Origin of the sequence: Pseudomonas sp. GM17, assembly GCF_000282175.2 — a bacterium.
In the GTDB taxonomy this organism is placed as follows: domain Bacteria; phylum Pseudomonadota; class Gammaproteobacteria; order Pseudomonadales; family Pseudomonadaceae; genus Aquipseudomonas; species Aquipseudomonas chlororaphis.
On the sequence record NZ_CP124732.1, the window covers coordinates 3,737,248 to 3,762,703 of the forward strand.

26 protein-coding genes and 3 pseudogenes are annotated in these 25,456 nt (G+C 61.6%); 9 read left to right on the forward strand and 20 right to left on the reverse strand.

Translation table 11 applies throughout. The features are described 5' to 3' along the window. The first annotated feature begins 57 nt into the window (after positions 1-57). The 8 genes from PMI20_RS16740 to PMI20_RS16775 all read left to right on the forward strand — a co-directional run bounded on the left by PMI20_RS16740 (position 58) and on the right by PMI20_RS16775 (position 8,994). Positions 58-1,398 (forward strand): MFS transporter, encoded by a 1,341-nt coding sequence (locus PMI20_RS16740; protein ID WP_007925776.1) that lies wholly within the window; start codon positions 58-60, stop codon positions 1,396-1,398. A gap of 223 nt (positions 1,399-1,621) precedes the next feature. Beyond that, positions 1,622-2,581 carry an AAA family ATPase gene (locus tag PMI20_RS16745; protein ID WP_007925774.1) on the forward strand — a complete coding sequence of 320 codons (960 nt, stop codon included), beginning with the start codon at positions 1,622-1,624 and terminating at the stop codon, positions 2,579-2,581. Positions 2,582-2,586: 5 nt separating this feature from the next. Then, positions 2,587-3,531 carry a DUF58 domain-containing protein gene (locus tag PMI20_RS16750; protein ID WP_007925772.1) on the forward strand — a complete coding sequence of 315 codons (945 nt, stop codon included), beginning with the start codon at positions 2,587-2,589 and terminating at the stop codon, positions 3,529-3,531. Next, positions 3,528-4,022, forward strand: a complete 495-nt coding sequence (locus PMI20_RS16755; RefSeq protein WP_007925765.1) for a DUF4381 domain-containing protein — start codon at positions 3,528-3,530, stop codon at positions 4,020-4,022. The genes PMI20_RS16750 and PMI20_RS16755 overlap by 4 nt, the downstream gene beginning before the upstream one ends. Then, entirely contained in the window at positions 4,015-5,091 is a 1,077-nt protein-coding gene (locus PMI20_RS16760) for a vWA domain-containing protein (RefSeq protein WP_053260943.1), read from the forward strand. Before PMI20_RS16755 ends, PMI20_RS16760 begins: the two co-directional genes overlap by 8 nt. Next, positions 5,088-6,848 carry a vWA domain-containing protein gene (locus PMI20_RS16765; RefSeq protein ID WP_007923717.1) on the forward strand — a complete coding sequence of 587 codons (1,761 nt, stop codon included), beginning with the start codon at positions 5,088-5,090 and terminating at the stop codon, positions 6,846-6,848. Before PMI20_RS16760 ends, PMI20_RS16765 begins: the two co-directional genes overlap by 4 nt. Beyond that, positions 6,845-8,494 (forward strand): BatD family protein, encoded by a 1,650-nt coding sequence (locus tag PMI20_RS16770; RefSeq protein WP_007923719.1) that lies wholly within the window; start codon positions 6,845-6,847, stop codon positions 8,492-8,494. The genes PMI20_RS16765 and PMI20_RS16770 overlap by 4 nt, the downstream gene beginning before the upstream one ends. A gap of 122 nt (positions 8,495-8,616) precedes the next feature. Next, on the forward strand, positions 8,617-8,994 hold the full coding sequence (locus PMI20_RS16775) for a hypothetical protein (protein ID WP_007923721.1): 378 nt from the start codon (positions 8,617-8,619) through the stop codon (positions 8,992-8,994). A 231-nt stretch (positions 8,995-9,225) separates the two neighbouring features. On the opposite strand, the gene PMI20_RS16780 is transcribed toward PMI20_RS16775, so the two are convergent. From PMI20_RS16780 to PMI20_RS16860, 17 genes and pseudogenes are all read right to left on the reverse strand, one after another. After that, the gene (locus PMI20_RS16780; protein WP_007930624.1) at positions 9,226-10,656 is read right to left on the reverse strand and encodes an IS1182 family transposase; all 1,431 of its coding nucleotides are present in this window, start codon (positions 10,654-10,656) and stop codon (positions 9,226-9,228) included. A 177-nt stretch (positions 10,657-10,833) separates the two neighbouring features. Next, on the reverse strand, positions 10,834-11,151 hold the full coding sequence (locus PMI20_RS16785; protein ID WP_037036047.1) for a DUF7677 family protein: 318 nt from the start codon (positions 11,149-11,151) through the stop codon (positions 10,834-10,836). Between the two features lie 163 nt (positions 11,152-11,314). Beyond that, a complete protein-coding gene (locus PMI20_RS16790) occupies positions 11,315-11,806 on the reverse strand; it encodes a hypothetical protein (RefSeq protein ID WP_081502483.1) in 492 nt (163 codons plus the stop codon). Positions 11,807-12,025: 219 nt separating this feature from the next. Beyond that, entirely contained in the window at positions 12,026-12,646 is a 621-nt protein-coding gene (locus tag PMI20_RS16795; protein ID WP_007931809.1) for a dihydrofolate reductase family protein, read from the reverse strand. Between the two features lie 195 nt (positions 12,647-12,841). Beyond that, a complete protein-coding gene (locus PMI20_RS16800; RefSeq protein ID WP_007931811.1) occupies positions 12,842-13,126 on the reverse strand; it encodes a DUF3077 domain-containing protein in 285 nt (94 codons plus the stop codon). Between the two features lie 436 nt (positions 13,127-13,562). Beyond that, entirely contained in the window at positions 13,563-14,390 is an 828-nt protein-coding gene (locus PMI20_RS16805) for a formyl transferase (protein WP_007931812.1), read from the reverse strand. 403 nt (positions 14,391-14,793) lie between these two features. After that, positions 14,794-15,059, reverse strand: a pseudogene (locus PMI20_RS16810) (DUF3077 domain-containing protein). A gap of 239 nt (positions 15,060-15,298) precedes the next feature. Further along, positions 15,299-15,709 carry a hypothetical protein gene (locus PMI20_RS16815; protein WP_052034503.1) on the reverse strand — a complete coding sequence of 137 codons (411 nt, stop codon included), beginning with the start codon at positions 15,707-15,709 and terminating at the stop codon, positions 15,299-15,301. Positions 15,710-16,124: 415 nt separating this feature from the next. Then, on the reverse strand, positions 16,125-17,585 hold the full coding sequence (locus tag PMI20_RS16820) for a PAAR domain-containing protein (protein WP_007931837.1): 1,461 nt from the start codon (positions 17,583-17,585) through the stop codon (positions 16,125-16,127). 188 nt (positions 17,586-17,773) lie between these two features. Continuing rightward, a complete protein-coding gene (locus tag PMI20_RS16825) occupies positions 17,774-18,013 on the reverse strand; it encodes a pyocin S6 family toxin immunity protein (RefSeq protein WP_007931838.1) in 240 nt (79 codons plus the stop codon). Between the two features lie 87 nt (positions 18,014-18,100). Continuing rightward, positions 18,101-18,349 (reverse strand): annotated as a pseudogene (locus PMI20_RS16830) (pyocin S6 family toxin immunity protein). Between the two features lie 8 nt (positions 18,350-18,357). Then, positions 18,358-18,600: a pyocin S6 family toxin immunity protein gene (locus PMI20_RS16835; protein ID WP_007931843.1), complete on the reverse strand. Its 243-nt coding sequence runs from the start codon at positions 18,598-18,600 to the stop codon at positions 18,358-18,360. Between the two features lie 16 nt (positions 18,601-18,616). Continuing rightward, positions 18,617-18,739 (reverse strand): annotated as a pseudogene (locus PMI20_RS16840) (colicin E3/pyocin S6 family cytotoxin); the annotation flags it as partial. Then, positions 18,685-19,746: an S-type pyocin domain-containing protein gene (locus tag PMI20_RS16845; protein WP_502945119.1), complete on the reverse strand. Its 1,062-nt coding sequence runs from the start codon at positions 19,744-19,746 to the stop codon at positions 18,685-18,687. The gene PMI20_RS16845 and the pseudogene PMI20_RS16840, both read right to left, overlap by 55 nt. A gap of 101 nt (positions 19,747-19,847) precedes the next feature. Then, positions 19,848-20,351, reverse strand: coding sequence for an RES family NAD+ phosphorylase (locus PMI20_RS16850; protein ID WP_007931847.1), 504 nt, complete (start codon positions 20,349-20,351; stop codon positions 19,848-19,850). After that, entirely contained in the window at positions 20,351-20,947 is a 597-nt protein-coding gene (locus PMI20_RS16855) for an Xre family toxin-antitoxin system antitoxin (RefSeq protein ID WP_007931849.1), read from the reverse strand. Before PMI20_RS16855 ends, PMI20_RS16850 begins: the two co-directional genes overlap by 1 nt. A 126-nt stretch (positions 20,948-21,073) precedes the next feature. After that, positions 21,074-21,388 carry a hypothetical protein gene (locus PMI20_RS16860; protein ID WP_007931855.1) on the reverse strand — a complete coding sequence of 105 codons (315 nt, stop codon included), beginning with the start codon at positions 21,386-21,388 and terminating at the stop codon, positions 21,074-21,076. Positions 21,389-21,588: 200 nt separating this feature from the next. Here PMI20_RS16860 and PMI20_RS16865 point away from each other — a divergent pair, with 200 nt between their 5' ends. Continuing rightward, positions 21,589-22,422, forward strand: coding sequence for a DeoR/GlpR family DNA-binding transcription regulator (locus PMI20_RS16865; protein ID WP_007931857.1), 834 nt, complete (start codon positions 21,589-21,591; stop codon positions 22,420-22,422). A gap of 21 nt (positions 22,423-22,443) precedes the next feature. On the opposite strand, the gene PMI20_RS16870 is transcribed toward PMI20_RS16865, so the two are convergent. From PMI20_RS16870 to PMI20_RS16880, 3 genes are all read right to left on the reverse strand, one after another. Next, positions 22,444-22,857, reverse strand: a complete 414-nt coding sequence (locus tag PMI20_RS16870; protein WP_007931859.1) for a hypothetical protein — start codon at positions 22,855-22,857, stop codon at positions 22,444-22,446. Positions 22,858-23,022: 165 nt separating this feature from the next. Beyond that, a complete protein-coding gene (otnI, locus tag PMI20_RS16875; protein WP_007931860.1) occupies positions 23,023-23,805 on the reverse strand; it encodes a 2-oxo-tetronate isomerase in 783 nt (260 codons plus the stop codon). A gap of 19 nt (positions 23,806-23,824) precedes the next feature. Further along, positions 23,825-25,285: a GntP family transporter gene (locus PMI20_RS16880; RefSeq protein WP_007931862.1), complete on the reverse strand. Its 1,461-nt coding sequence runs from the start codon at positions 25,283-25,285 to the stop codon at positions 23,825-23,827. Between the last annotated feature and the right edge of the window lie 171 nt (positions 25,286-25,456).

Here is a 25,456-nt window from a genome sequence, read left to right on the forward strand (position 1 = left end):
CTGCACGGGTGCCCGGCGCCCGCTTGAAAATAACTACAAACAACAAGGAATCCTCAGATGTCAGTCCATGAGGCGGCCCCGGCCGCATGCGAAACGCCGCAACAAAAACAAAAACGCCTGCGCAAGGTCGCGGCGGCGACCATCTTCGGCTCGATGCTGGAGTGGTACGACTTCTATCTGTACGCCACCATGGCGGCCATCGTCTTCTCGAAAATCTTCTTCGACCCCAGCAACCCGAAAGTCGCCTCGCTGCTGGCGTTCTCCACCTTTGCCATCGGTTTTATCGCCCGCCCCTTCGGCGGCGTGCTGTTCGGCTATTTGGGCGACCGGTTCGGGCGCAAGCAGGTGTTGGTGATCACCTTTTGCATGATGGGTGTGTGCACCACGCTGATCGGCCTGATTCCCAGCTATGCCTCGATCGGCATCTGGGCGCCGATCATCCTGGTGCTGGTGCGGATCATCCAGGGCCTGGGCGCCGGCGCCGAACTGTCCGGCGCGGCGGTGACCTCCTATGAGCACGCCAGCGAAGGCAAGCGCGGTAGCCAGGGGGCCTGGCCGGCGCTGGGCCTGAATCTGGGCCTGCTGCTGTCGTCGCTGACCGTCTACCTGCTGACCATGAACGGCAACGACTTCCTGCTCTCCGGCGGCTGGCGCATTCCGTTCGTCTGCAGCATCGCCCTGGTCGGCGTCGGCCTGTGGGTGCGGCGCAGCATTCCGGAAACCCCGCAGTTCGAGAAGTTGGACAAGGCGCAGGAAAAGGACAGCGCCAAGGCCCAGGCCTCGCCCCTCAAGCTGCTGTTCAAGAACGACCTCAAGGGCCTGGCCGTGGTGCTGTTCGTGGCCATCGGCTACAACGCCCTGAGCTACATCTTCAAGACCTTCTCCCTGGCCTACCTGACCCAGTACAAAGGCGTCGAGGCCCATGTCACTTCGCTGTCGGTGACCATCGCCAGCCTGGTGGCGATAGTCGCCGTGCCCTGCTTCGGCTGGCTCTGCGACAAGTGGAGCAGCAAGAAGGTGCTGATGCTCGGCGGCCTGTGCTCGGTGCTGTTCGCCTATCCGTTCCTGAGCCTGCTCAATACCGGCGAGCCGCTGATGATCTACCTGGCCATCGCCATCGGCACCGGGGTATTGGCGCCGATGATGTTCGCGCCCCAGGGCTCGTTCCTCAGCCGCCAGTTCCCGACCCAGACCCGCTCTTCCGGCTTCGGTACCGGCCGTGAAATCGGCACTGCCATCGCCGGCGGCCTGGCGCCCCTGGGCGGGCTGGCCCTGGTGGCCAACTCGGTGACTCACTCGACCGACGGCGTGGCGCTGATCCTGGCGGTCTCGGCGGTGATGGTGGTGGTCTTCGCCCTGTGCGACCAGGGCCGCAAGCACTCCAGCTTCAAGAACTGAGCACCCGCCACTGACGCGCCGTGAGAGCGGCGCGTCAGGCACCCGCCGCCATCCCCTTCCATCGATCCTCACAATAGGTCGCAGCCTTGCGGACGATTACCGGTTATTTACAGAAATTTGCCAGGTGCCGTTAGTCGCCGGGGGCCCGGATGGATTAAAGTAACGCCCCCAGCCTTGGCGTTATTCGAACGCCCTCGGTCACCCTCTGCAGGAACAGTCATCGATGGAACATCGTGAAGCGCTACTCGCGCTGCGAACCTTTCTTTCAACGCAGATTCTCGGCCAGGAAAAACTCATCGAGCGCTTGCTCATCGCCCTGCTCGCCGACGGCCACATGCTGGTCGAGGGCGCCCCGGGCCTGGCCAAGACCAAGGCCATCAAAGAGCTGGCCGAAGGCATCGAAGCGCAGTTCCATCGCATCCAGTTCACCCCCGACCTGTTGCCGGCCGACATCACCGGCACCGAAATCTATCGCCCGGAAACCGGCAGCTTCGTGTTCCAGCAAGGGCCGATCTTCCACAACCTGGTGCTGGCCGACGAAATCAACCGCGCCCCGGCCAAGGTCCAGTCGGCCTTGCTCGAAGCCATGGGCGAGCGCCAGGTCAGCGTCGGCCGCAGCACTTATGAGCTGTCGCCGCTGTTCCTGGTGATGGCCACGCAGAACCCCATCGAGCAGGAAGGCACCTACCCGCTGCCCGAAGCCCAGCTCGACCGTTTCCTGATGCACGTGAAGATCGGCTTCCCCGACGCCGCCGTCGAGCGGCGCATCCTGCAGCAGGCCCGTGGCGAAGCGCTGAACGGCGAAACCAAGCCCGAGCGCCGTATCAGCCAGCAGGCGATCTTCGCCGCGCGCAAGGAAATCCTCGGCCTGTACATGGCCGACGCCGTGGAGGAATACCTGGTGCAGTTGGTGATGGCCACCCGCACCCCGGCCAAGTTCGACCCGGAGATGGCCGAATGGATCGCCTATGGCGCCAGCCCGCGCGGTTCCATCGCCCTCGACCGCTGCGCCCGGGCCCACGCCTGGCTGGCCGGGCGCGACTTCGTCAGCCCCGAGGACATCCAGGCGGTGCTGTTCGATGTGTTGCGCCACCGCATCATTCTGTCCTTCGAAGCAGAAGCCGCCGGCATCGACCAGGACCGGGTGGTCCAGCGGATTCTCGACGTCGTAGCCGTCGCTTGACCCCGATGAACGCCAGCCCTGTCGATGCCCCGGGCATCCGCGTCAGCCTCGCCGAGCTGATCGAGATGCGCCATCGCGTGCGCGAAGTGCAGCTGTTTTCCACGCCGAGCCAGCGCAGCCCGCTGGTCGGCCTGCACCACTCCAAGCTGCGCGGCCGTGGCGTCGACTTCGACCAGGTGCGGGTCTACCAGGCCGGCGACGACGTGCGCAGCATCGACTGGCGCGTCACCGCGCGCACCCAGGAACCCCACACCAAGCTGTTCCACGAAGAGCGCGAACGGCCGATCTTCATCATGGTCGAGCAGAGCCGGCGGCTGTTCTTCGGTTCCGGGCTGATGTTCAAGTCGGTGCTCGCCGCCCAGGCCGCGAGCCTGATCGGCTGGGCCGCCCTGGGCCACAACGATCGGGTCGGCGGCCTGGTGTTCGGCGACGACGAGCACTACGAGATCAAGCCGCGGCGCAGCAAACAGAGCCTGCTGCAACTGCTCAACCGCCTGGTGCGGGTCAACCAGTCGCTGCACAGCGAAACCGAACCCGAGCGCGACGCCCTCGGCACCGCCCTGCGCCGTGGCCGCGAAGTGCTGCGCCCGGGCAGCCTGGTGATCGTGATCTGCGACGAGCGTGCCCTGAGCGACGCCGCCGAACAGCAACTGAGCCTGCTGTCGCGCCACTGCGACCTGCTGCTGATGCCGCTGTCCGACCCGCTGGACCACGCCCTGCCCGCCGCCGGCCTGCTGCGTTTCGCCGAACGCGGCGCGCAGCTGGAGCTGGACACCCTCAACTATGAACTGCGCCAGGCCTATCGGGCGCAGAGCGAAGCGCGCATCGCCCGTTGGGAACTGCTGGCGCAGAAGCTGCGGGTGCTGCTGATGCCCCTGAGCACCCAGAGCGAAATGGTCGAGCAACTGCGCGAGTACCTGAACCCGCAACGCCCGGGGAAAACCCGATGAGCAGCCTCGAGCAACTGCAGCCCTTGATCGCCCCGCCCGCCATCGGCCTGTGGCCGCCGGCACCGGGCTGGTGGCTGTTGCTGGTGTTGCTGCCGCTGCTCGGCTTCGGCCTGTGGCGGCTCAAGCGCTTCTGGCCGCGCCAACGCGCCCTGCCCCGCGCCGAACAACCGCTGGACCCGCTGCGCCTGGCCGCCCTCGCCGAACTGGCGCTGCTGCCCAAGCCCTACGACGGCGCGCCCGCTGGCGCCTGGCTGCAACAACTCAATGGCTTGCTCAAGCGCCTGTGCCGCAACCATTACCCCTACAGCCAGAGCCATACCCTCAACGGCCGCAAGTGGCTGGCGTTCCTCGACAACCGCTGCCCGGCGGCCGGCCTCACGCGCTGGATGGTCCTGGTGGAAGGCGCCTACAAGCCCGAGTGCAAGCTTGACGACAAGGCCATCGCCGGCCTGACCCAGGCGGTGGAAATCTGGATTCGCAAACATGTTTGAGTTCGCCTGGCCGTGGATCTTCGCCCTGCTGCCGCTGCCCTGGCTGCTGCGGGTGCTGCTGCCGGTGGCCGACAGCGGCGAACCGGCACTAAAAGTCAGCTTCCTCAGCGACCTGGAAGGCCTGGCCAAGCGCCGCGCCCGAGCCAACCTGCCGACCTGGCGCCAGCAGGCCCCCTTTATCCTGCTGTGGCTGTTGCTGCTGGTGGCCGCCGCCCGCCCGCAATGGCTGGGCGAGCCGCTGCCGGTGGCCGCCAGCGGTCGCGACCTGCTGGTGGCGGTGGATGTCTCCGGCTCCATGGACTTCCCCGACATGCAATGGCAGGACGAAGACGTCAGCCGCCTGAACCTGGTCCAGCACCTGCTCGGCGACTTCCTGGAAAGCCGCGAAGGCGACCGCGTCGGCCTGATCCTGTTCGGCAGCAAGGCCTACCTGCAAGCGCCGCTGACCTTCGACCGGCACACCGTGCGCGTCTGGCTGGACGAAGCGAAGATCGGCATCGCCGGCAAGAACACCGCCATCGGCGACGCCATCGGCCTGGCGCTCAAGCGCCTGCGCCAGCGTCCGGCGCAGAGCCGGGTGCTGATCCTGGTCACCGACGGCGCCAACAACGGCGGCGAAATCGACCCGCTGACCGCCGCCCGCCTGGCCGCCGAAGAAGGCGTGAAGATCTACCCGATCGGCATCGGCGCCGACCCGGAGCAAAGTGGCACCCTGGGTTTTCTCGGCCTCAACCCGAGCCTGGACCTCGACGAGCCGGCCCTCAAGGCCATCGCCGAAGCCACTGGCGGGCGCTATTTCCGCGCCCGCGACAGCCAGGAGCTGCAAGCGATCAAGGACACCCTCGACCAACTGGAGCCGGTGACCCAGCAGCCGACCCAGGCTCGTTCGGCGCAGGCGCTGTACAGCTGGCCGCTGGCCGCGGCGCTGCTGTTGAGCATGCTGCTGGTGGTGCGCGAGCGCTGGCCGGACCATCCGCTGCAACGCTTCTTCACCCGCGAGCGCTTTCTGCAACCTTTGCCAGACTGGCGCGAACGGCTCAAACGCCTGCGCCTGCGGAGGCGTCGATGAGCGCGCCGTTCTGGGCCGAACTCTGGCCCCACTGGTTCCGTCCCTGGTGGCTGCTGCTGTTGCCGCTGCTCGGCTGGCTGTTGTGGCAGTTGTGGCACCGGCAGAAGCGCGCTGGCCGTTGGCAGATGATCCTGCCGCCGGCCTTTCACGCCGCCCTGCTCAGCGGCGGCAACGGCCGCGAAAGCAAACTGCCGTGGATCGCCCTCGGCCTGGCCTGGATTCTCGCCGTGCTGGCCCTGCTCGGCCCCGGCTGGCAGCGGGTCGAACAGACCAGCCAGAAACCGGCCGACCCGCTGGTGGTGCTGCTGGAACTGACCCCGGAAATGCTCGCCGGCGACGTCCCGCCCAATCGCCTGGAACAGGCCCGGCGCAAGCTGCTGGACCTGTTGCAGGTACGCAGCGATGCGCAGACGGCAATCGTGGTCTATGCCGGCAGCGCCCACACCCTGGTGCCGCTGTCGGACGACCTGGCCACCAGCCGCAACCTGCTGGAAGCCCTCAAGCCGTCGATCATGCCCCAGCCCGGCCATCGCGCCGACCTGGCCCTGCAAAAAGCCTTGAAGCTGCTGGACCAGGGTGCACTGGGCCAGGGCCGGATCCTGCTGATCGGCTCGTCCCTGAGCGAGCAGGAACGCCAAGGCATCCGCCAGGCCCTCGGTGGCCAGGCGCCGCAGCTGTTGATGCTCGGGATCGGCAGCCGCCAGGGCTCGCCGGTGGCCCAGGAAGACGGCAGCTTTCTCAAGGACGAACAGGGCGCGATCCTCATGTCGCGCCTCGACGGTCCGAGCCTGAAGCGCTTCATCGGCGAAATGGGCGGCCGCTATCGCCCGGCGCGCCTGGACGATAACGACCTGCGCGGCCTGGGCCTGCTCAGCGGCCCGCAGAACCTGCGCAGCGACGGCCAGACCCTGCGCCTGGACACCTGGGCCGACCAGGGTTACTGGCTGCTCCTGCCGCTGTTGCTGCTGGCCGCCTGCGCCGGGCGCCGCGGCTGGCTGTTCTGCCTGCCGCTGCTGCTGTTCGCCGTGCCGCAGCCCAGCTACGCCTTCGAGTTCAACGACCTGTGGCTGCGCCCCGACCAGCAGGGCCAGCGCCTGCTGGAACAGAAGCGGCCCGGCGAGGCGGCGCAGCATTTCGAGGACCCGCAGTGGCAAGGGGTGGCACTGTACGAGGCCGGCAACTACGCCGCTGCCGCTCAGCGCTTTGCCGAAGGCAACGACGCCCGCGCCCACTACAATCGTGGCAACGCCCTGGCCAGGAGCGGCGAGCTGGAAGCCGCGCTGGATGCCTACGAGCAGGCCCTGGAACTGCAACCGGAGCTTGCCGCCGCGCAAAAGAACAAGGCCCTGGTCGAGCGCCTGCTGCAGGAAACCGAGCCCGAGCCGCCGGAAGAACCGGCCAAGGGCGAAAGCCAGGACAACGACGAAACCCGCCAGCCGCCGCAAGCCGGCGCGGCGACCCAGGCACCGGTCACCCCGGGCCAGCAGCCGCCGGAGAACAGCCACCCCACCAGCGCCGACGAGTCGACGGACGACGAGGTCGCCACCCCGGGCAACGATACGGTTCCCGGCAGCGAACTGGGCGACGAACAAACCACCACGCCGCCGCTGCGCGATGCCCAGGACAATTTCGACGGCGAACACCGTCAGGCATTGGAACAATGGCTGCGGCAGATTCCGGACGATCCGGGCGAACTGCTGCGCCGCAAGTTCTGGTACGAACAGCAACAACATCAGGATCAGGGAAAAATTCGATGACCCGCTTCACCACCCTCTTACTCACGCTTGTGCTGACACTCGGCGCCTTTGCGGCCCGAGCCGAGGGGCTGGTCGCCAGTGTCGACCGCAGCCGCGTGAACTCTGGGGAAACCGTCGAGCTGACCCTGGAATCCAACAATGTCACGCTGTTCGGCAAACCCGACCTGACCCCGCTGCAAGCACAGTTCGAGGTCCAGGGCACGCGCCAGGTCAACCAGTTGACCAGCCTCAACGGCGACAACCGCGCCATCACCCGCTGGATCATCACCCTGCTGCCCAGGACCACCGGCACCGTGGTGATCCCGCCCCTGCAACTGGGCGACGTACAGAGCCAGCCGATCACCCTGCAGGTGCTGCAAAGCGCAAGCCGCAGCGACAGCGCGCCGCTGGAGCCGGTGTTCATCGACGCCAGCCTCGACCAGGACAGCGTCTACGTGCAGGCCCAGGCGGTGCTGACTCTGCACATCTATCACTCGGTGTCGCTGTACGACGACAGCAGCCTGACGCCGTTGCAGATCGACGACGCCCGGGTCGAACAGCTCGGCGAATCGCGCACCTATGAAAAAGTCATCAACGGCGTGCGCCACGGCGTGATCGAGATCCGCTACGCGATCTTCCCCCAGCACAGCGGCGTGCTGGACATTCCAGAGCTGACCTTCAGCGCCACCCTGGCCGACACTGCCAGCACCCAGGACCCGGCGCCCCAGGGCCTGAAACCGGGCAAGCTGATGCACGTGAGCTCGGCGCAGATGCCGCTGACGGTCAAGGCCAAGCCGGCCGAATACCCGGCCGACGCGCCCTGGCTGCCGGCCCGCAGCCTGAGCCTGGGCGAAAGCTGGAACCCCGAGCCGGACCATAGCCAGGTCGGCGACTCATTGACCCGCAGCCTGACCCTCAAGGCCGAGGGCCTGTCCAGCTCGCAGCTGCCACCCTTGCCGGTGACCGAAGCCAACGGCCTGCGCAGCTACCCGGACCAGCCGCAACTGAGCAATCAGATCAGCGACCGCGGGCTGATCGGCAGCCGCGAAGACAGCCAGGCCCTGGTGCCGAACCGCAGCGGCAGCATCGACCTGCCAGCGCTGGAGGTGGTCTGGTGGAACACCCATGAGGACCACCTGGAACGCAGCAGCCTGCCGGCGCGCACCCTGCAGGTGGCGAACAACCCAAGCCTGGTGGTGGACACCCCGGCCGGCGCGACACCATCTGGCGCCGGTGGCGACAGCACCACGCTGTGGGCCTGGAAACTCAGCACCCTGCTGCTCGCCTGCACCACCCTGCTCGGCTTCGGCCTCTGGTGGCGCGCGCGCTGGCAACCGGCAATCCTGCGTGCTGTGCAGGCCGGCCCCAACCCGCGCACCCTGCTCGACGACCTCAAGCGCGCCTGCCTGGCCAACGACCCGCAAGCCACCCGTCAGGCCCTGGACGCCTGGGCCCGCCAGCAACCGGAAACCCTGGCCGACATGGCCGCCCGCTTCGTGCCCCTGTCCGACGCCCTGGATGGCCTCAACGGCGCGCTCTACAGCGAAACCGGCCACTACTGGCAAGGCGAAGAACTGTGGCGCGCCATCCGCACCATCCCGATCGCCGAACACGTCCAGACCCCGCTGGCCGACACCAGCAGCCTGCCGCCGCTGTATCCGAAATAATCGAGAAAACCCGACAACCGTCCGAGCCGATTCCCACCTCCATTTCAGAATTTTCCCCTTCCTCAGCACGGGCCGAGAGTGAGCTAATCCCCGCTCTCCCCCGTCGAGGCAGGCCACGAATCTTGATCATCACCTCCAGTGCCCGATTTCTGCTTGTCACCCATTTGAAGGGCAGCGCACTCCAGCCAACCGACCTCCTGCGAGAGCGGCTGAACTCGATTCTCGACCGAGAGCTGAACGCGAATTGCCAGTTGTTGTTTTGCAATGTCGAGCAGACGGAGCTGGGTTGGCTGATCCAGTCGAGCCAGCCTTATCCTGTGTTAGATGCCAACCTGTCCCGACTGGCCTTAGCCGACTGCCTGGCCCTGCGCACTACCGGATTGCGCCTGGAGCGCTTCGAACTGTTCGAGCAATATGAACAACGTGGGCTGGGCGCCACGTGGCGGGAGTGCAGGAATCTGCTTGAAAGGATGTATTTGCTACTGCTGGCGCGGGTGTGAGCGATATCAGCCAAGCTTGGCGACGGACAATCCAGATTTCGCTGAACGTCTGCTTCCGGCCCAGGCCGTGTAAAAACGCAGCGGGCGATGGATAGCTGGATATTGGATTGTTTTAGCGGCGCCCAGAGGCCCTACAGGCTCCTGGTGTGTCGATCCGATGTATTCAGCCAATTCGGGCAAGTGTGGATCTGCGATGCTTGGCGATGAGTTCAACGATCTGCCAATGGGGTTTCAGACCCTCATCGCAGCCATCAGCGCACCATTACCCAGCAGATTCAGCACCCGTTTGAAGTTGTAGGCGAGCACATGCAGGCTCATTTCCGTGCTCACCCGGTCGAGCGTTCGGGTGAGGAAATGAGTAGCGCCCATCCAGGCCTTCAACGTGCCGAATGGATGCTCCACCGTCTGACGGCGGATGCGCATCATCTCCGGTGCCTGATCCAGACGAGTCTGCATCGCATCGAGCACCGACTCATGCTCCCAGCGACTCACCCGGCGCTGTGCGCTCGGTGTGCACTGATCTTTCAACGCACACCTTTGGCAGTTCGAGCTCCAGTAACGGTGCAGCTTTAGTCCTTTCTCGACGTGTGAGAAGCGCCAGATCAGGCTTTGCCCTGCCGGGCAACGGTACTCGTTCCTTGCTGCGTCATAGACGAAGTCACCTTTGCCAAAGCGGCCAGCCGCTGTCGCCCCCGAAGTCAGCGTCTTGGGCACGAAAGCCGTGATGCCAGCTTCGTGGCAGGCGAGGATTTCCTCGCTCTTGAAATAGCCTCGGTCAGCGACCACCGAGAGCGCTTCCACGCCCATCGCTTCCCGCGACTGCATGGCCATGCTACTCAGTTGGTCACGGTCGACGCCGTCGTTGGTGACTTCGTGCGTCACGATCAGGTGATGCTTCGTATCGACCGCAGCTTGGACGTTGTAACCAACCATCCCGGTGCCGCGCGTCATCATCGAGCGTGCATCTGGATCGGTCAGGGAGATCTGCTTGTCCGGGGCGCTCTGAAGCTGGATCTCGATGGCCTGGAGTTCCTGCATCTTCACTTTTAACGCCGCGATCTTGCTGTGCAGTCGCTCGACCTTGGCTTGTGCCACGGCAGGCTCCTGCCGATCGGCAGTGTCCAGGGCGGTGAGGTAGCGGTTGATGCTGGATTCGATTTCCTCCATCCGCCGTTGCAACTTGGCACTGGTGAAGTTGCGATCACGATTGTTGACCGCCTTGAACTTGCTGCCGTCGATAGCCACCAGCGCTTCGGCGAACAGACCGAGCTGCTGGCACAGCACGACAAACTGCCGACAAACGCCGCGGATCGCCTTACCGTTGTCCTTGCGGAAGTTGGCAATGGTCTTGAAGTCCGGCATCAGGCGCCCGGTCAACCACATCAGCTCGACGTTGCGCTGGGTCTCTCGCTCAAGGCGGCGACTGGACTGGATGCGATTGAGGTAGCCGTAGATGTAGATCTTCAGCAGGACGGCAGGATGGTAAGCAGGCCTACCAGTTTCTGCGGGGACAACGCCCTCGAAACCGAGTTGACCAAGATCGAGTTCATCGACGAAGACATCGACCACACGCACCGGGTTGGTGTCCGCCACGTAGTCATCCAGGCTCTCGGGAAGCAACACACTTTGGCCTCGATGCTCTCCCTGGATAAAACGCTTCATCGGCATTCCCCACTGATTTGAATCCATCAAATCACAGCAAGGTCGATGCCAGCGTTTTTACACAGCCTGGGCCGATAGCAGTCGTACACAACTGACCGCCAACGGCCAGAAGCAGCCGCTCAGCTGGATCTTTTTGACCCTTTCCAGCTCCACGCGTGTTCGAGCTAGATCTAATTCTTAGCGTCCGAGTGAGGGCGGCCCATAGAGCTCGGTTTCCCAGTCTTCAAGCGGCGGCGTTACTTTGAAAGAGGGGTCGCAGTATGACCTTAAGTAGTCTGTCGCTCTCCTTTGGGCGTAGGTGAAATTGAGCACGTTGCCTTCACTGTCCATCTCTATTACGTTCGCGAATATCGCAAAGACCATCTCAATTGCACTGGGCTGAGTTCCATACATGTCGAGGTACTCCACGTTTTCAAGCATGTAGTGGCTTCCACTTGCCATAAAGTACGCAAACGTCCGAAGTGCCCCACTGAAATCATTACTTAGCTTTTTCATGTGCATTTTCTTTTAGTAAATATTCTGGATTTAACTGACTCATAACCAAGCATCTGCTTTTTGGCTGTTTTATCTTTCATCGCTGGCATTTCGTTTTATCAAGGGGCAGGTTTTATCCCGACCCGAGCAGGCGAAGCGAACGGCTTGAGCCGTTAGTCAGGTTCTAGGAGTACACGACGACGCCGGGTGGCATTTTTATGCCGCGCAAAGAGCGATAGAGAACCCCATTTCCATATACCAGGCATTTTTCCTGGGCCTGAGCTTTAAGCACTAACGCTCGCAGCTTGTGGATGAGCCGAAATGCTCGCCCCCTAAATAATAGTGGCTGAATCGGCCGCAGTGGCTGCCTTGGGTACTGAGTTTCACCTAGATACTTCCACCAGCTTGTTGGTTGCTGATATAGCTCTATTTCGAGATCGTTCAAAACTTCCAACGCTTCATCCAGATCGTCACTTCTTAGGCAGAACTTTACATTTATTGATGTAATGCTTATCCCTGCATCTCTTTGAGCATATTTTTCAAAGGCAGGGGCTATAAGGGAAAAATATCCAAACGAATGAAAGCAATCAGTTCTGAAAATAATTTGGTCGTGTGGATCTAGCAGCCACAATCGCTCTGTTTTCTTTGAGGTATATAAACCGATTATGTGATGCATGGTGACTGTACCTAACTAGTGACAGGCTTATGGATGACGACAAGCCCACTCTCTTGTGAGGACTCAGCGTAGCAGATTCATGCCATCCATTTGCCACTACTTTATCTGCTATTGGCCGTTAGCAATCACTTACAAGCGATCGCTTCCCCCTAAACGAACACCTAGGAACCTCTACTCCCCCAGGTACCGGAAGTAACTGTCGGCTAAAGCACTGGCTTTCTATTCTTCAAACGTTCCTGTACGTACCTCGCCACTATGAACGTAACGGGTAATCAGCACCCCGCCAGTCGTACTGGTCGACTTCACCAACGTGAAGGCCGACGCTTGTGCATGATCATCAAACAACCGCTTGCCGCGTCCCAATACGATAGGAAAGATCATCAGCCGCAACTCATCCACCAATCCGGCCGTAAGCAGTTGGCGCACCAGTTCGCCACTGCCCTGGGTCAACAGGTTGGCGCCGTCCTGCTGTTTGAGGGCCTGTATGGCGTCAGCAAGGTTTCCTTGCAACGCATGGCTGTTGTGCCAATCAAGCGTATCGGGACTATGGGTGGCCACATGCTTGGGCACGCGGTTGAACAGGTCGGCGATGGCGCTGTTGTTTGAGCCGGCCTGTATGTGCGGCCAATACCCGGCGAATATGTCGTAGGTGCGGCGCCCCAGCAGCAAATCGAACGGCTGCGAGAACAGCTCCTGCATGGCCTGGCCAAAGGCTTCGTCGGCGTAGGGCACGACCCAGCCACCGAAGCGGAATTCGCCGCTGGTGTCTTCTTCAGGCCCGCCGGGCGCCTGGATAACGCCATCCAGGCTCATGAAAGCGGCAACGATAAGCTTGCGCATGGTCTTCTCCTGGTTCGTCTGCGTGAAAGTGCTCAGGCAGGGAACGTCGACGGTCATTGCGACCCATCGGCTGCATTCCCTGAAAGATAGTCGAACCAGACTCTGGGAAATCGACAGTACGATGCGGGGTAACCACCCTAAAAAACGCCGCTTCCCTGCCACCCAGAAACGGCGCTCTGCAACATCATCCCTCCACTAAACCTTCAGCACCTCCTCTTCCCTCAAGCCCAACCCCACATCATCGATCACCGCCTTACCCATCTCCGCCAGAAAGTGCGCGGCCCAGGCGTAACGTTCGCCCTGCTCTTCCATGGCGGCATCGAGGGCGAGTTTTTTGGCGTAGTACAGCAGGGTCGACGCATGCTCCAGCGCTTGGTGCAGAGGCACGTCGGCGTTGACGCGAAACAGGGTTTGATCGTCATCGCCGCAAGGGCCGAAGGTGACGAAGCCGAGGGTTTTGACCGGGGTGGAGGTGCTCATAGCGCACCTCCCTTTGCTTTTGGAAAGCGGGAGTAATTGGGCAGGGAAAGGAGATTAGAAAAACAGCGATCTGAAGATGATTTGCCAGCGCGCATGATTGAACTCCATATCGTTGCGCCTGTATCAAAGTCGGGCGACCAAACCCGATCACTGCGTTTGCAGCGACGATCAAAAGGCTAGTCTCGGGCTCTATACAGGGCAACGACAAAGGCGTGGCAGTTTATGTCTAACCCCATCGTCTTGGAAATATCTGAAATGCGGTCACTCAGGGCGGGCCGCGCTCTGCGCGGGGTATCGAGGAGTCGGCCTATCCGGCCTTGGTCGCAACTGGAAACACAGCCATGCAGCCGCTCACGCGAGACGGTCAGATTCAACGCTGGAAAAACGCCAGATCAATGCCTCGCCAGCCCGGTGAACCTCTTCCTTCGTTCAACGCTCAAAGCGTGCGCGTGCGCAACGGAAATCCGTACGACTCGAAAAGATCCCAGACGTCCTCGCGATCGAAGAGCCGCCACCCCAGTGTCGTGAAGCGCATCAGGTCATCTTCGCTGGGAAAGGAGTAGTAGGCCCCTGCGGATGGATCCTGAGGCGCCCCCGTCATGGGCTCGCCGCGCTCCAGGCGTCTGATTGCGTCCAGGATGAGGCCCGCGCCGGGTTGATAAAGTGCAAGGATGTGCCACAGCAAGGAGCGCTCCTTTTCGACCGTCACCCGCGCAGTCTCAATGATGCGACCCACATCAATGCCGGGACTGTCGATCCAATGGAGCGTACAGCCGATCTCCGGGTCACCATTGAGCAGCGCCCGGAACGTCGCGAGAACGCCTCGATACTGAGGCAAGAGGCCAGAGTGAAGGTTGAGGACGCCGCGTGACGGAATGACCAACGCGTCATTGGAGAGGATTTGACCAAAGCGGATTGAGACAAACAGATCCGCTCCCGCCTCCCGCAGCATTTGCAGGCCCGCTGGGTCCCGCAAGCTGGGCAAGACCCGCACAGGTACCCCAAAGCGTTGCTGCAGTTCTGCAAAACCGAATCGATGCCCGCTGCTGACCTGATCGCTCGATCCGCTCAACCCCGGAGCCAAGGCATTGAAGAGGTCCTGCTCGATCAATGCGAGTTGTCCGAGCATGCGGGGTACCTGCCTGCCCGTTCCCACTCTCTCCGAGAGGAATATCCCCACGGTGCTCTCGTGAATCTCGGGCAACAGGAAGTTGAGAGTGAGGTTGCTCTCCACATCTCGGTTCACCAAAAAAGCGATACGCAACTTCAGACCTCCAACAGACCGTCCTTGAGAGGCAGCGACGGTCAATTCAACCCAAGCGGATCGATCCCATTCCCATTGCTTTTCCACGACGCAAGGACGCAAAGCCCGATCTGCCCAATCAATTTCGGCATCAGGCCTAGCATAGTTGCTCTTTTGTCGTCGCTACGTCCCCGGGCAGCTCCCGACCGATACGGCGCCCCAGCAGCAAATCGAACGGTTGCGAGAACAGCTCCTGGATGGCCCGGCCGAAGGGAACGCCGACGGTCATTGCGATCCATCGGCTTCGTTCCCTGAAAGATAGTCGAACCAGACTTTGGGAAATCGACTGTGCGCTGCCGAGGTGAGTGCCATAAAAAACGCCGTTTCCCTGCCATCCAGAACCGGCGCTCTATCCAGCATCCTGTTAAACCTGCAATACCTCCTCTTCCCTCAGCCCCAATCCCACATCATCGATCACCGCCTTACCCATCTCCGCCAGAAAGTGCGCGGCCCAGGCGTAACGCTCGCCCTGCTCTTCCATCGCCGCATCCAGGGCGAGTTTCTTGGCGTAGTACATCAGGGTCGAAGCGTGTTCCAGGGCTTGGTGCAGAGGTACGTCGGCAGCTCGCCATCGCCGCAAGGGCCAAAGGTGACGAAGCCGAGGGTTTTGATCGGGGTGAAGGTGCTCATAGCGCACCTCCATTTGCTCTTGGGAAGCAGACGTAATTGAGCAGGAAAAGGAGATTAGAAAAGCCGCGATCTACGGACGACTTGTCGGCGCACATGATTGAACTCCATATCGATGCGCCTGTATCAAAACGGGTTACCAAGCCCGATCACTGCGTTTGCAGCGACGATCAAAGGCTAGCTCTGGGCTCGATACGGGGCAACGACAAAGGCGTGGCAGTTTATGTCCGAACCTCGGGGCCTTAAAGGCCGCCTTTTTTTACATAGCTCCAACACACAACCATTGCTCCGCCGACCAAAAAACCACCCACGGCCAACGCAATATTCACGATATGCAACAGGACCAGCTTGCGCTTTAGGGTCGATGGAAAAGCGTCCAAGTCCGCCTGGCTGACTCCGCCGTGACGAAGATAGATTCCGGGAAATGTCATGATTCCCGCAATCGACGCCGTGAGCATGACTGTCCCCCACGGCCCGACGTGCATAAGAAACCTTCTTTGCTGTATTGCTTGGCAATTCTCAAGATGGCCCAGCATTTCCTCCATACGTGAATACCCGACATACAGAAAAACGCCCATCAGGGCAAAGGCACCAACAAGTATTCCGGCAAATGTGAATGCAAGCACAACTGCCGCCAGGTTAAGCAGGCCCAATTGAAAACCTCATAAATAACGCCACTTATCACGGCCTGATCAACTTCAGAACAATAAACTCAACTATTAGACAGACCAGGAATACTAACTGCATGTTAAACATTGCAATCAGTCTCCGCTTGAGCGGCTCAGGAAAATTATCTACATCACCAGCATCCATCATCCCCTTTCTAATTTGATAGTTAGAGTATGCCAAGGCACCCGAAATCATCCCAATCATTAAAAAGCGCCCCCAAGCGCCCATATAAAGATAATACCTTTGATTATTTACTACCTTGCAGTTTTTTTACATACCCCAAAACTTCATCCATTCGGGTGAAGCTCAGATAGAAATACACCCCAGCAGTAATCCCCCCACCCAAAAACGTGGCCACACCCAAAAAGGTAAGCACGTACTCCGCCGTACTTAACTTACTCATTGTCCGACCTCATAAATATTTTCTCCGAGGAGTTCTCCGAAGGCGCCTCCACCCTTCCCTGCCAAATAGCTCCCCGCTCCAACCACCACCAAACCACAGACAACACCGCCCATACCCCCTGTAGGAACAGCAACTGCAGCACAGATGGAAGTCATAGCCTGGGTTAAAACCGGGCTGGCGATTGCCCCTCCGAACACCTCACCAGCAAAACTCCCCACCTCAGTAAACTTCACCTTCTCGCAAGCCTCTTTATTCCCCGCAGAACAAACATCCTGAACCTTCACATAAGACGCGCCACCGCCCAAAGCCGTGCCAATCCACCCCCCATACTTGAGCACCGTGGAAGCCTTCGACACGCCCTCGATATGCGTTGCATACCCCGGTATCTGCCCCACTGCTCCCGCTTTGGTCCAATGATGGACCAGGCTGCGGCTGGAAATCCCCAGGGCGGTTTTCAGGTCCGGGTGGTCGGGAAAGGCGATGCTCATTTTCGTGATGGAGGTGAGGTTTGCGTCCAGCCGGGCGAGCAGTGCCCGCCGTTCGGCGAAGAACTGGACGCTGCGTAGATGCCCATCCCGCAGGAAGTAGGTTTGGTGGAGGGATTCGATGGCCTGCAAGGTTCTTTTAATACCGTCCAGATGGTTGCCGGCAGCAGCGGTCGCGACCCCAAGGTTGGTTGAGCCATAAGACAGCACGGACTCGATCTGCTGCCGGTACTGGACCATAAAGGCCGCCTCCTCGGCCGCGAGGGTGTCCAACGCGGCGCTGACCTTTTGCGCTGCGTCCATCAGCAGGGCTTCTTCCCGGCTGCACTGATGGTTTTCGGGATGGCTGAGGACCACCATCTGGCCGGGTTTGGCGGTGTCCGTCAGTTGGGGGTTGAGCCGACGAAACTTCTCCAGGAGGGCCGCGTCGGGCCGACCGAAAAGCACCACTTCGAGGGCTGCACGGCTCATCGGGGACTGAACGATATAAAAGCCCGGCTCTACGCCTTGTTGCGACAAGCGAGCGGGCGCTGACAGCGCCGTTTCGCTGATGGGCGCCAGCCCCTTTACCTGATCGCGCGGCAGTGAATCTGCGAATTGGTTTTGCGAATATCCCCGCCTGATCGCTTCGGCCCATTGCTGGGTGTTCGCCACAACTTGCGGCACCAAGGCGGTGGGAACAGGGACCGCTGGCTGATTATCCGAGAGGACAGAAGATTGAGTGGCGACAAGACGGTTAGAACCTACAGGGCAACCACACTGAACGGCGCACCCTTCCACCGCGATAGCCTGTTGGTTATCCAGCCATGTGTTATGGCCCTCCGCGATATACCCCACCGACTGGCATACCGGGCACCACACTGGGTCGGTGATGCGTGCAACTTTGCGGTACTCAACGATGGTCGTTGACGAACCTGCTATAACCTTCCCACCCGTCGTGGTCGGGTCTCCTTCCCTGATGACATAGGCCATGAGTACATCCTGAGTGTCTGAAAAATTCAGGCACCGACCCTATCAATGCAGAAAAGTCGTAAATATCAGAGCTTTCCCAAACCTCCGTACTAAAAACCTTTGCTAATCGTAGGGGACGAGAAGAACGATCAGAACTTCCTGATTTCGCCCTTCAATGGGTCGACAGGGATCACGGATGATGGGTGGAGCTACGCCACCACGCCAATAAACAAATCGAGGTGATCGGGTAAGGATTCTTTGATGGCTGATGCTATCTGTCTGACCTGCTCCTTGGTGAGCAGCAACTCGCCATCGGCTTCGGCCGCCAAGCTCTGCCAACCCAATATTTCCATTACGGCCTGTTCAAACTCAGATGAGACTTTCAGCTTGTACTGCAATGAGTCGTCGTTAGCTTCGTCAGGTAGAAAGCCTGTGATGCGCAAGTACATAAAACGCCTCTTCATTTGAGTGTGGTTCTTCCCTGCGCAGAGCGTCCTACTCATAAACGTTCCTGAGCTATCGCCCCAACAATGGCGCTACGCGACGACATCTATAAACAAATCAAGGTGATCGGGTAAGGACTCCTTGATGGCTACGGCTATCTGACTGACCTGCTCCTTGGTTAGTGGCAACTCACCATCAGCCTCAGCGGCTAGGCTTTCCCAGCCCAAGATGTCCATTACCTTCTATTCAAATTCTGGAGCGACGCCCAGCTCATATTTTAATGACGTGTCATCAAAGCCATCGGGTAAAAAGCCGGTGAGGTACAGGTGCATAGACCGCATCCCAGTTTCTAGGCAAAAACGCTAATACAGATATCCAGATCACTCGGTATGGGTTTTCCAAGCACATTCTCAATCTGCCTGACTTGTGCTGCGGTTAACTCCATAACGCCATGTCTCACGCCCTCTTCGAGGGAGCCCCAGCCGACCAGATCAAGCACGGTCTGATTGAATTCCGGTGCTACGTCCAGTTCAAATTGCACAAATTCATTTTCGTGACCATCGGGGAAAAAGCCTGCAATACATAAATACATGAACTACTCCTAACGATTACTTTGGGGTTGTCCTACCCGGCTTAGCCGGTTTGGTCTGTTCCCCTGTCTCGGGGTCATACTCGCCTAGATGCTTACCCCGTTTGTCGTACATCTCAACAGTCCCATGCTGACTGTCCCATTCGTAAATTTTTCCTGAGCTATCCACCCAACGGTGCCGCTTCCCTCCGCCCCTTGAATTGAGGCTTTCGATTTGGCCCATTTGGCATCAGGAAAGGCCGTCAGTCCTTTAGGGGCGGGATGATAGCTATGGTCCCCCGGAACACTCAGCGAAATATAAATCGGCTGAATACCCGTGTTGGGAAACCAGATGATCGCGTCTTGGTAGTCGGGGGGATGCACTGGGTTGACCAGTATCTTATCGGCCTGCTCAGTGGGAGGAAAAACCCAGGTCCCGGGCTTCAACGAGGCGCCTTTCAGCGCGGGGATGCCTAGCACAGTGCTTGGATCAGTTGCCGGAGTCCATATGAGCTCAGTGCAGTTCCCCAAATCCGCTACCCGTTGATCTCCTCGCGCTTGAGCCGCAATTACGGGCACCTTCTGCCACTCTGCCTTGGTCCCGGTATAGAACCCATATACGCTCACAGAGCCATCCGGCAGGTGTTTTACGTTGACCCGTACACGGGTGTTCCCTTGGCTTAACTGCGCGTATTGCTCGGAGGTATAGAACGCACTGTCAGCTGACGTATCGTCAGGCAGCAGTAATGCCGCGAAACCCACAGCTGTCGCTGGACCGGCCAACGCCAAGGTGCCTCGAAGGCGGGCTATGAGGGCGGCAGCACTGTCCGAGCCACCAATCCATTGCAGTAGGGTCCCGCTTGCGGATATCACTGGACCGGTGCCCATCACCACATAGGTACCGTACTGATTCAGTGACTCGACAGGTACAAAGCCGCCTGGGTTGCTGTGGTTTATCACCCCATTGGGCAAGGTGCAGGACTTGGCGAAGACACAGCCAACAGAACCAGGTTTTGCCTCTGGTTTAGCTGGCAGATCTTTGTATTCGGCCCAACGCTGTTCACCGATATCGACAGGCTCCACGCCTCTATTGCGATAGCCCTTCGGGGCGTTGGGTACATAGCCGCTCATCCGTGTCCACTTCCACATCGTCCATAAAAAAGCCCCCATCAAGATGGGGGCAAGTTTGGTTGCAGTTGGCAACGGAACGTTACGCTAAGTGGCGACAGCCGGGGTGTAGGAAGATTCTGAAATTGCTCGGTGCTGCTGCGCTACACGACATGCTCCGGCGGACTCAACCGCCCATCCAGCGCAAAGCGCTCCTGCAACACCAGCTCATACAACCCCGTGGCCAGCAAGGGGTTGATCAGCAGGTTCCAGCTATGGCGCGACACGCTGGAGGGGATCAGCACGAAGGGATGCTGCTCTAGCAGGCTGGCGCCGAAGGCTTGTTGGCTGTGGCTGGGGGTGCCGGGGATCAGCCAGTTGGGGTTGGGGATGTCTTCGGGGCGAACGGTGTGGACCCGCGACGGCTCCAGCACCCGGGCCGCGGTCAGGGTGTGGGGCAGGCAGTCGAGGGCCTTGAAGCCCTTGTGCACCGCCACTTCCAGAATGGCGGTCGAGGCATCCAGGCTGGCGTACACCACTTGCACCCCCTTGGGGTTCCAGCGTCCGCCGCTGCCTTCGGCGCCAATGCCGCTGTTCCAGGTCGAGGCATGCCGGGCCTGGTCGAGGCGCCAGAAATGCAGGGCCGGGGCCAAGGGGTCAGTGAGCATCAGTAGACCCCGAACTCGAGCCGGTGCAGAAAGTCCGTCACCAGTTCATAGCCCACCGGGTTGGCCAGCAGGTCGATGGGGACTTCGCCATCCAGGCCCAGCGCCGGCTGGGTCATCCAGTCTTCGGCCAGCGCCCGGGAGCCCAGCACCGCCTCGGCCTTTTCCAGCACTTGCGCGTAGTGCAAGGCGCGGGCGCTCTGTTCGGGGGTCAGGGCCTGGTCCTGGTTCTTCAGGCGCCGCGCCAGGGTGCGCTCGGAAAACCCGACGATCTTCGCCAGCACGTTGTAGCGCTTGAAGGCCTCGACCGACTCCACCAGCTCGATCACCGCACCCAGGGAGAATCCCAGCTGGGTGGCCCTGAACACCGCCATCGGGTCATCGGCGTCAGTGCCCGGCAGCAGCCCGCGCACCATGGGCGAAGGCAGCGCATAGACCGCCGCCTCTTCGCGCAGCAGGTTGGCCTTGGGGCCGCGGATGCGGCTGGCGGAGGGCTTGCGCGGTTCGACCTTGGCGATGGCCTTGGGCACACTGCCCTTGGCCTTCTCAGCCTCGGCCGAAGGTTTCACGGTGGCGGTTTTCTTGGCGGCGGCGGTCATGATCATCTCCCTGCCGGATGACAGATGGCATTCACTCTAATGCCATTTGGCAAAAGAAAGAACCGCCAGCTTACCAACGGTCGTCAGGCCCCGGTGACGCTTCGCCGGCATGAGCCACGGCGCGGCTCAGCCATGCGCCCTCTCCAACGCCCCCTCGATATTCTCGGTGGCAACCGCAGTGCCCTCCAGCCACAGGCTGTTGTCGGCCAGGCGAATGCTCAGGCGGAGCGCCTCACGCTCTCCGGGATACTTGCGCAACAGCAGCTCCACCGCCGCCGTCGATGACGAGCAGGACACCAGATCCCACGGCCCGCCACTCAGGTCCAGCAGCACCCGGCCATCGCGAGCATCCACCACCCTGGGTGCGTACACCCAATGGCTCATGCGCATTTCATGGGGCTCGACGCTGATCGTCAGGTGTTCATAACGTCTGGGGTCCATGACCGCTCCTTGGTAACTGCTTGCCGGTCGATAGCCGTCACGCGCAATGCAGGAATATCGCGTCATCGTTCTTCGCGCGCAAGCTGCGCTCCTACAGAAGCAGAGCCATGCGGCCCTATACGGGTTCTCGTCCACGCCTCGCGGATTCGCTACTATGTCCGCCAGTTACCTGCCTTCTGCCCAGCCACTGCGGAGCCTCAATGCCCAACCCCAAGGACATCGCCAGCGATAGCGGCGCCCCGATGATTCCCGAGCAGCGTCGTGAGCTGATCCTGCGCCAGTTGCGCAAGCACCAGGTGTTGAGCGTGCATCAGTTGATGGAGATGTTCGACTGCTCGCACATGACGGTGCGTCGCGACATTGCCCTGCTGGAGCAGGAAGGCCGGGCCTATTCGGTGACCGGTGGGGTGCGCATCGCCAGCCAGCTGCACAGCGAGCCGAGCCACCAGAGCAAGGCGGTGGTCGAGCTGCCGCAGAAGCAGGCCATGGCGCGGCTGGCGGCGCGTTTGCTGCACGCGGACATGACGGTGTACCTGGACGCCGGCACCAGCACCCTGGAGATCGTGCCGTACATCAAGGCGCTGTCGGGCATGACCGTGGTGACCAACGACTTCGGTATCGTCCAGGCGCTGATGGAGGCACCGCAGGTCACGGTGATCCACACCGGCGGCCAGCTCGACCACGACAACCATTCCTGCGTCGGCGGGCTGGCGGTGGCGACTCTGCGTCAGGTGGTGACCGACATCGCCTTCATGTCCACCAGCTCCTGGGACCTGCGCCGCGGCATCACTACGCCGTCGGCGTTGAAGGTCGAGGTCAAGCAGGTGGCGATGCAGTCGGCGTCCCAGGTGGTGCTGGTGGCCAGCAGTTCGAAGTACGGCACCTTCAGCATGTACCGCATCGCCGGGCTGGAGCAGTTCGACGTGATCATCAGCGACGACGACCTGGCCCAGGCCGCGGCGGACGGGATTCGCAAGCAAGGGGTGGAATTGCTGCTGCCGTCCGACTCGCAAGCGGTTGCCGCGAAAGACTGACAGCCGCTGCGCGGGTGCCGCTCACCGGTGCTGCTTTCTGAACCACAGCACGCAGGCGATATCCCGCAGGTCTTCGCTCAAGCCGTCAAGGGCCACCCGGGTGGTGCGGCGAATGCGCCGCAGCCACTCCACCACCGCGCACAGGCTGGCGAAAAAGAACAACAGCACGAACAACTGGCGTAGGCCAAAGCCCTGGTCCAGCCCTTGGGCGCGGAAGTGGTTCCACAGCCAGAGGCCGCAGGCGGCGCTCAGCACCACCAGCAGCACGCTGGCGATATTGATCCACTGACCAAGAATGGTGGTACGCCGGGCACGGCGGTATTCACGCTCGATGCGCTCCAGGGTCACGGTGGGGATCTGTTCCCAATGCAGATCGTGCGGGCGACAAGGCGCGTCGTCCAGGCCCGACTGATCGACGAATATCGACTTTTCCATGCTCCCCGCTCCCATTGATGGCACCAGTGATGGCCCTGGCGACAGGGAGCCAATGTACCCGCAGCTGGGGAGCGAAGGCCGACACCTCCAGAAATGTTCAGATTCCCGCAGAATCGCGGTTTTCGGGCGGCGCGCGCTACCCCGTGGCGCCGCCCCGCCCGCCCCTCAGAAGGCTTTCCAGTCCCGCAGCCATTGCAGGCCGGCCGAGGTATCGCCCCGCGGCCGGTACTCGCAACCGACCCAGCCGTCGTAGCCCAGCTGGTCCATCAGCGCGAACAGGTAGGGGTAGTTCAGCTCGCCCAGGTCCGGCTCGTGGCGGTCCGGCACGCCGGCGATCTGGATATGGCCGATGCCGGCGAAGTCGCGACGCAGCTTGGTCGCCAGGTCGCCTTCGACGATCTGGCAGTGGTAGCAGTCGAACTGCACCTTGAGGTTGCTCGCGCCGACTTCCTTGCAGATCGCCTGGGCCTGGTCCTGGCGGTTGAGGAAGAAGCCCGGCATGTCGCGGGTGTTGATCGGCTCCAGCAGCACCGTGACCCCGACCTTGGCCGCCTGGGCGGTGGCGTAGGCCAGGTTCTCCAGGTACACCGCGTGATGGCGTTCGCGCAGCTCTTCCGAGGGCAGCAGGCCGGCCATTACATGAATGCGCGAGTTGCCCAGCACCGCGGCGTATTCCAGGGCGCGCTCGAAGCCGGCGCGGAACTCCGCCTCGCGCCCCGGCAGGGTCGCGGTGCCCCGCTCGCCCGCCGCCCAGTCGCCGGGCGGTGCGTTGAACAGGGCCTGGACCAGGCCGTTGTCGCTCAGGCGCTGTTTGAGTTCCTGGGGGCTATAGTCGTAGGGGAACAGATACTCCACCGCTTCGAAACCGTCGGCCGCCGCGGCGGCGAAACGCTCGAGAAACCCGTGCTGTGGGTAGAGCATGCTTAGGTTGGCAGCAAAACGAGGCATGTTGGCTCCTAAAAACGGCTCAGACAAAAGGCCAGATCAGCAAGGTAATACAGAAACCCAGGGTACCGAGCAAGGTGGTGATGACGGTCCAGGTGCGCAGGCCATCGGCAACGTTGAGCCCGGCGAGCTTGGTGAAGATCCAGTAGCCGGCGTCGTTGATATGCGACATCGCCAGCCCGCCACCGCCCATGGCCAGGCACAGCAGCGCCATGTGGTTGGGGGTCAGGTCAAGGGTGGCGATCAGCGGGCTGATGATCCCGGCGGTGGTCACCAGGGCCACGGTGGTCGAACCCTGCACCGCGCGCAGCAGCATGGTCAGCAAAAAGCCCAGGGCCAGCACCGGCAGGCCGGTGGTGCGCAGCAGGTCGGAGACCACCGCGCCGATCCCGGTGTCCACCAGCACCTTGCCGAACACCCCGCCTGCCCCGGCGATCAGGATCACCATGGCCACGCCCGGCAAGGCCGAGCCGATCACGTCCGACACCTGGTTGCGGCTCCAGCCTCGGCGCGAACCCAGCAGCCAGGCGCACAGCAAGGTATCGATCAGCAGCGCCACCAGCGGCGCGCCGAGTACGGTCATGATGCCGCGCAAGGTCGATTCGGCCGGCAGCAACGAAGTGGCCAGGGTGCCCAGCAGGATCAGCACGATCGGCAGCAGGATCAGGCTGACGATCAGGGCGAAACCGGGCGCGGGTGCTGGCGGCAGCTTGGCGACTATGGCGCTGGTGGACTCTTCCAGGCCCATGTGGGACACGGCCACCGCGGCCTGTTGCGGGTCCTTGGCATTGCCGTTGGTCCAGGCCTGCAGGTCCTCGTTGGTCACGTGGGGGCCATAGACTTCGGCGCGGATATCGTCGGTCATCGGGTAGAAGCGCCGGGTCATGCGCCCGGCCACGCGGTAGCCGACGTAGCACAGGAAGGCGGTGATCGGCAGGCCGAACATCAGCACCCGGCCCAGGTCGGCGCCCAGCTGGCTGGCCGCGGCCACGGCGCCCGGATGGGGCGGCAGGAACGCGTGCACGGTGAGCAGCGCCGCGCACATCGGCAAGGCGAACACCAGCAGCGGCTTGCGCGCCCGGCGAGCGACGCCATAGGCCAGCGGCATAAGGATGATCACCCCGACTTCGAAGAACACCGGCACGCCGATGATGAACCCGGCGATGGTCAGCGCCAGCGGCGTGCGGCGGTTGCCGAAACGCTCGATCAGGGTCTTGGCCAGGGCCTCGGCGCCGCCGGACAGCTCGATGATCCGCCCGATCATCGCGCCGAGGGCGATGATGATCGCGATATGGCCGAGGGTCTTGCCCATGCCGCCTTCGATGGTCGCCACCAGGTCGGCCGGTTTCACCCCGGCCACCAGCGCCACCAGGATGCTCACCAGCATCAGCGCGACAAAGGGCTGGAACTTGTACTTGAGCACCAGGAACAGCAGCAGCGCGATGCCCGCGCCGGCCGTCAACATCAGGATAAGCGGGCTCATTGCGCGGCCCCTCCCTCATAAGAGAAAGAAGCGCCGGTGAAGCCAAAACAGCTGCAGTCAGGGAACGTCATGCGGGGATGTCCTGTTGTTATTGTTTTTTAAAGGCAAGCCGGGGCCGTCGAGAGACTGAGGACGACTCCCGGGCGGTGCTTGCAGTGTCGTTTACAGCGG

What these genes read in the sequence shown, in the direction of transcription:
- PMI20_RS16740 (WP_007925776.1), top strand. Translation starts at nt 58, where the DNA reads ATGTCAGTCCATGAGGCGGCCCCGGCCGCATGCGAAACGCCGCAACAA.
- PMI20_RS16745 (WP_007925774.1), top strand. Translation starts at nt 1,622, where the DNA reads ATGGAACATCGTGAAGCGCTACTCGCGCTGCGAACCTTTCTTTCAACG.
- PMI20_RS16750 (WP_007925772.1), top strand. Translation starts at nt 2,587, where the DNA reads ATGAACGCCAGCCCTGTCGATGCCCCGGGCATCCGCGTCAGCCTCGCC.
- PMI20_RS16755 (WP_007925765.1), top strand. Translation starts at nt 3,528, where the DNA reads ATGAGCAGCCTCGAGCAACTGCAGCCCTTGATCGCCCCGCCCGCCATC.
- PMI20_RS16760 (WP_053260943.1), top strand. Translation starts at nt 4,015, where the DNA reads ATGTTTGAGTTCGCCTGGCCGTGGATCTTCGCCCTGCTGCCGCTGCCC.
- PMI20_RS16765 (WP_007923717.1), top strand. Translation starts at nt 5,088, where the DNA reads ATGAGCGCGCCGTTCTGGGCCGAACTCTGGCCCCACTGGTTCCGTCCC.
- PMI20_RS16770 (WP_007923719.1), top strand. Translation starts at nt 6,845, where the DNA reads ATGACCCGCTTCACCACCCTCTTACTCACGCTTGTGCTGACACTCGGC.
- PMI20_RS16780 (WP_007930624.1), bottom strand. Translation starts at nt 10,656, where the DNA reads ATGAAGCGTTTTATCCAGGGAGAGCATCGAGGCCAAAGTGTGTTGCTT.
- PMI20_RS16785 (WP_037036047.1), bottom strand. Translation starts at nt 11,151, where the DNA reads ATGAAAAAGCTAAGTAATGATTTCAGTGGGGCACTTCGGACGTTTGCG.
- PMI20_RS16790 (WP_081502483.1), bottom strand. Translation starts at nt 11,806, where the DNA reads ATGCATCACATAATCGGTTTATATACCTCAAAGAAAACAGAGCGATTG.
- PMI20_RS16795 (WP_007931809.1), bottom strand. Translation starts at nt 12,646, where the DNA reads ATGCGCAAGCTTATCGTTGCCGCTTTCATGAGCCTGGATGGCGTTATC.
- PMI20_RS16800 (WP_007931811.1), bottom strand. Translation starts at nt 13,126, where the DNA reads ATGAGCACCTCCACCCCGGTCAAAACCCTCGGCTTCGTCACCTTCGGC.
- PMI20_RS16820 (WP_007931837.1), bottom strand. Translation starts at nt 17,585, where the DNA reads ATGGCCTATGTCATCAGGGAAGGAGACCCGACCACGACGGGTGGGAAG.
- PMI20_RS16825 (WP_007931838.1), bottom strand. Translation starts at nt 18,013, where the DNA reads ATGTACTTGCGCATCACAGGCTTTCTACCTGACGAAGCTAACGACGAC.
- PMI20_RS16835 (WP_007931843.1), bottom strand. Translation starts at nt 18,600, where the DNA reads ATGTATTTATGTATTGCAGGCTTTTTCCCCGATGGTCACGAAAATGAA.
- PMI20_RS16845 (WP_502945119.1), bottom strand. Translation starts at nt 19,746, where the DNA reads ATGGGGGCTTTTTTATGGACGATGTGGAAGTGGACACGGATGAGCGGC.
- PMI20_RS16850 (WP_007931847.1), bottom strand. Translation starts at nt 20,351, where the DNA reads ATGCTCACTGACCCCTTGGCCCCGGCCCTGCATTTCTGGCGCCTCGAC.
- PMI20_RS16855 (WP_007931849.1), bottom strand. Translation starts at nt 20,947, where the DNA reads ATGACCGCCGCCGCCAAGAAAACCGCCACCGTGAAACCTTCGGCCGAG.
- PMI20_RS16860 (WP_007931855.1), bottom strand. Translation starts at nt 21,388, where the DNA reads ATGGACCCCAGACGTTATGAACACCTGACGATCAGCGTCGAGCCCCAT.
- PMI20_RS16865 (WP_007931857.1), top strand. Translation starts at nt 21,589, where the DNA reads ATGCCCAACCCCAAGGACATCGCCAGCGATAGCGGCGCCCCGATGATT.
- PMI20_RS16870 (WP_007931859.1), bottom strand. Translation starts at nt 22,857, where the DNA reads ATGGAAAAGTCGATATTCGTCGATCAGTCGGGCCTGGACGACGCGCCT.
- otnI (WP_007931860.1), bottom strand. Translation starts at nt 23,805, where the DNA reads ATGCCTCGTTTTGCTGCCAACCTAAGCATGCTCTACCCACAGCACGGG.
- PMI20_RS16880 (WP_007931862.1), bottom strand. Translation starts at nt 25,285, where the DNA reads ATGAGCCCGCTTATCCTGATGTTGACGGCCGGCGCGGGCATCGCGCTG.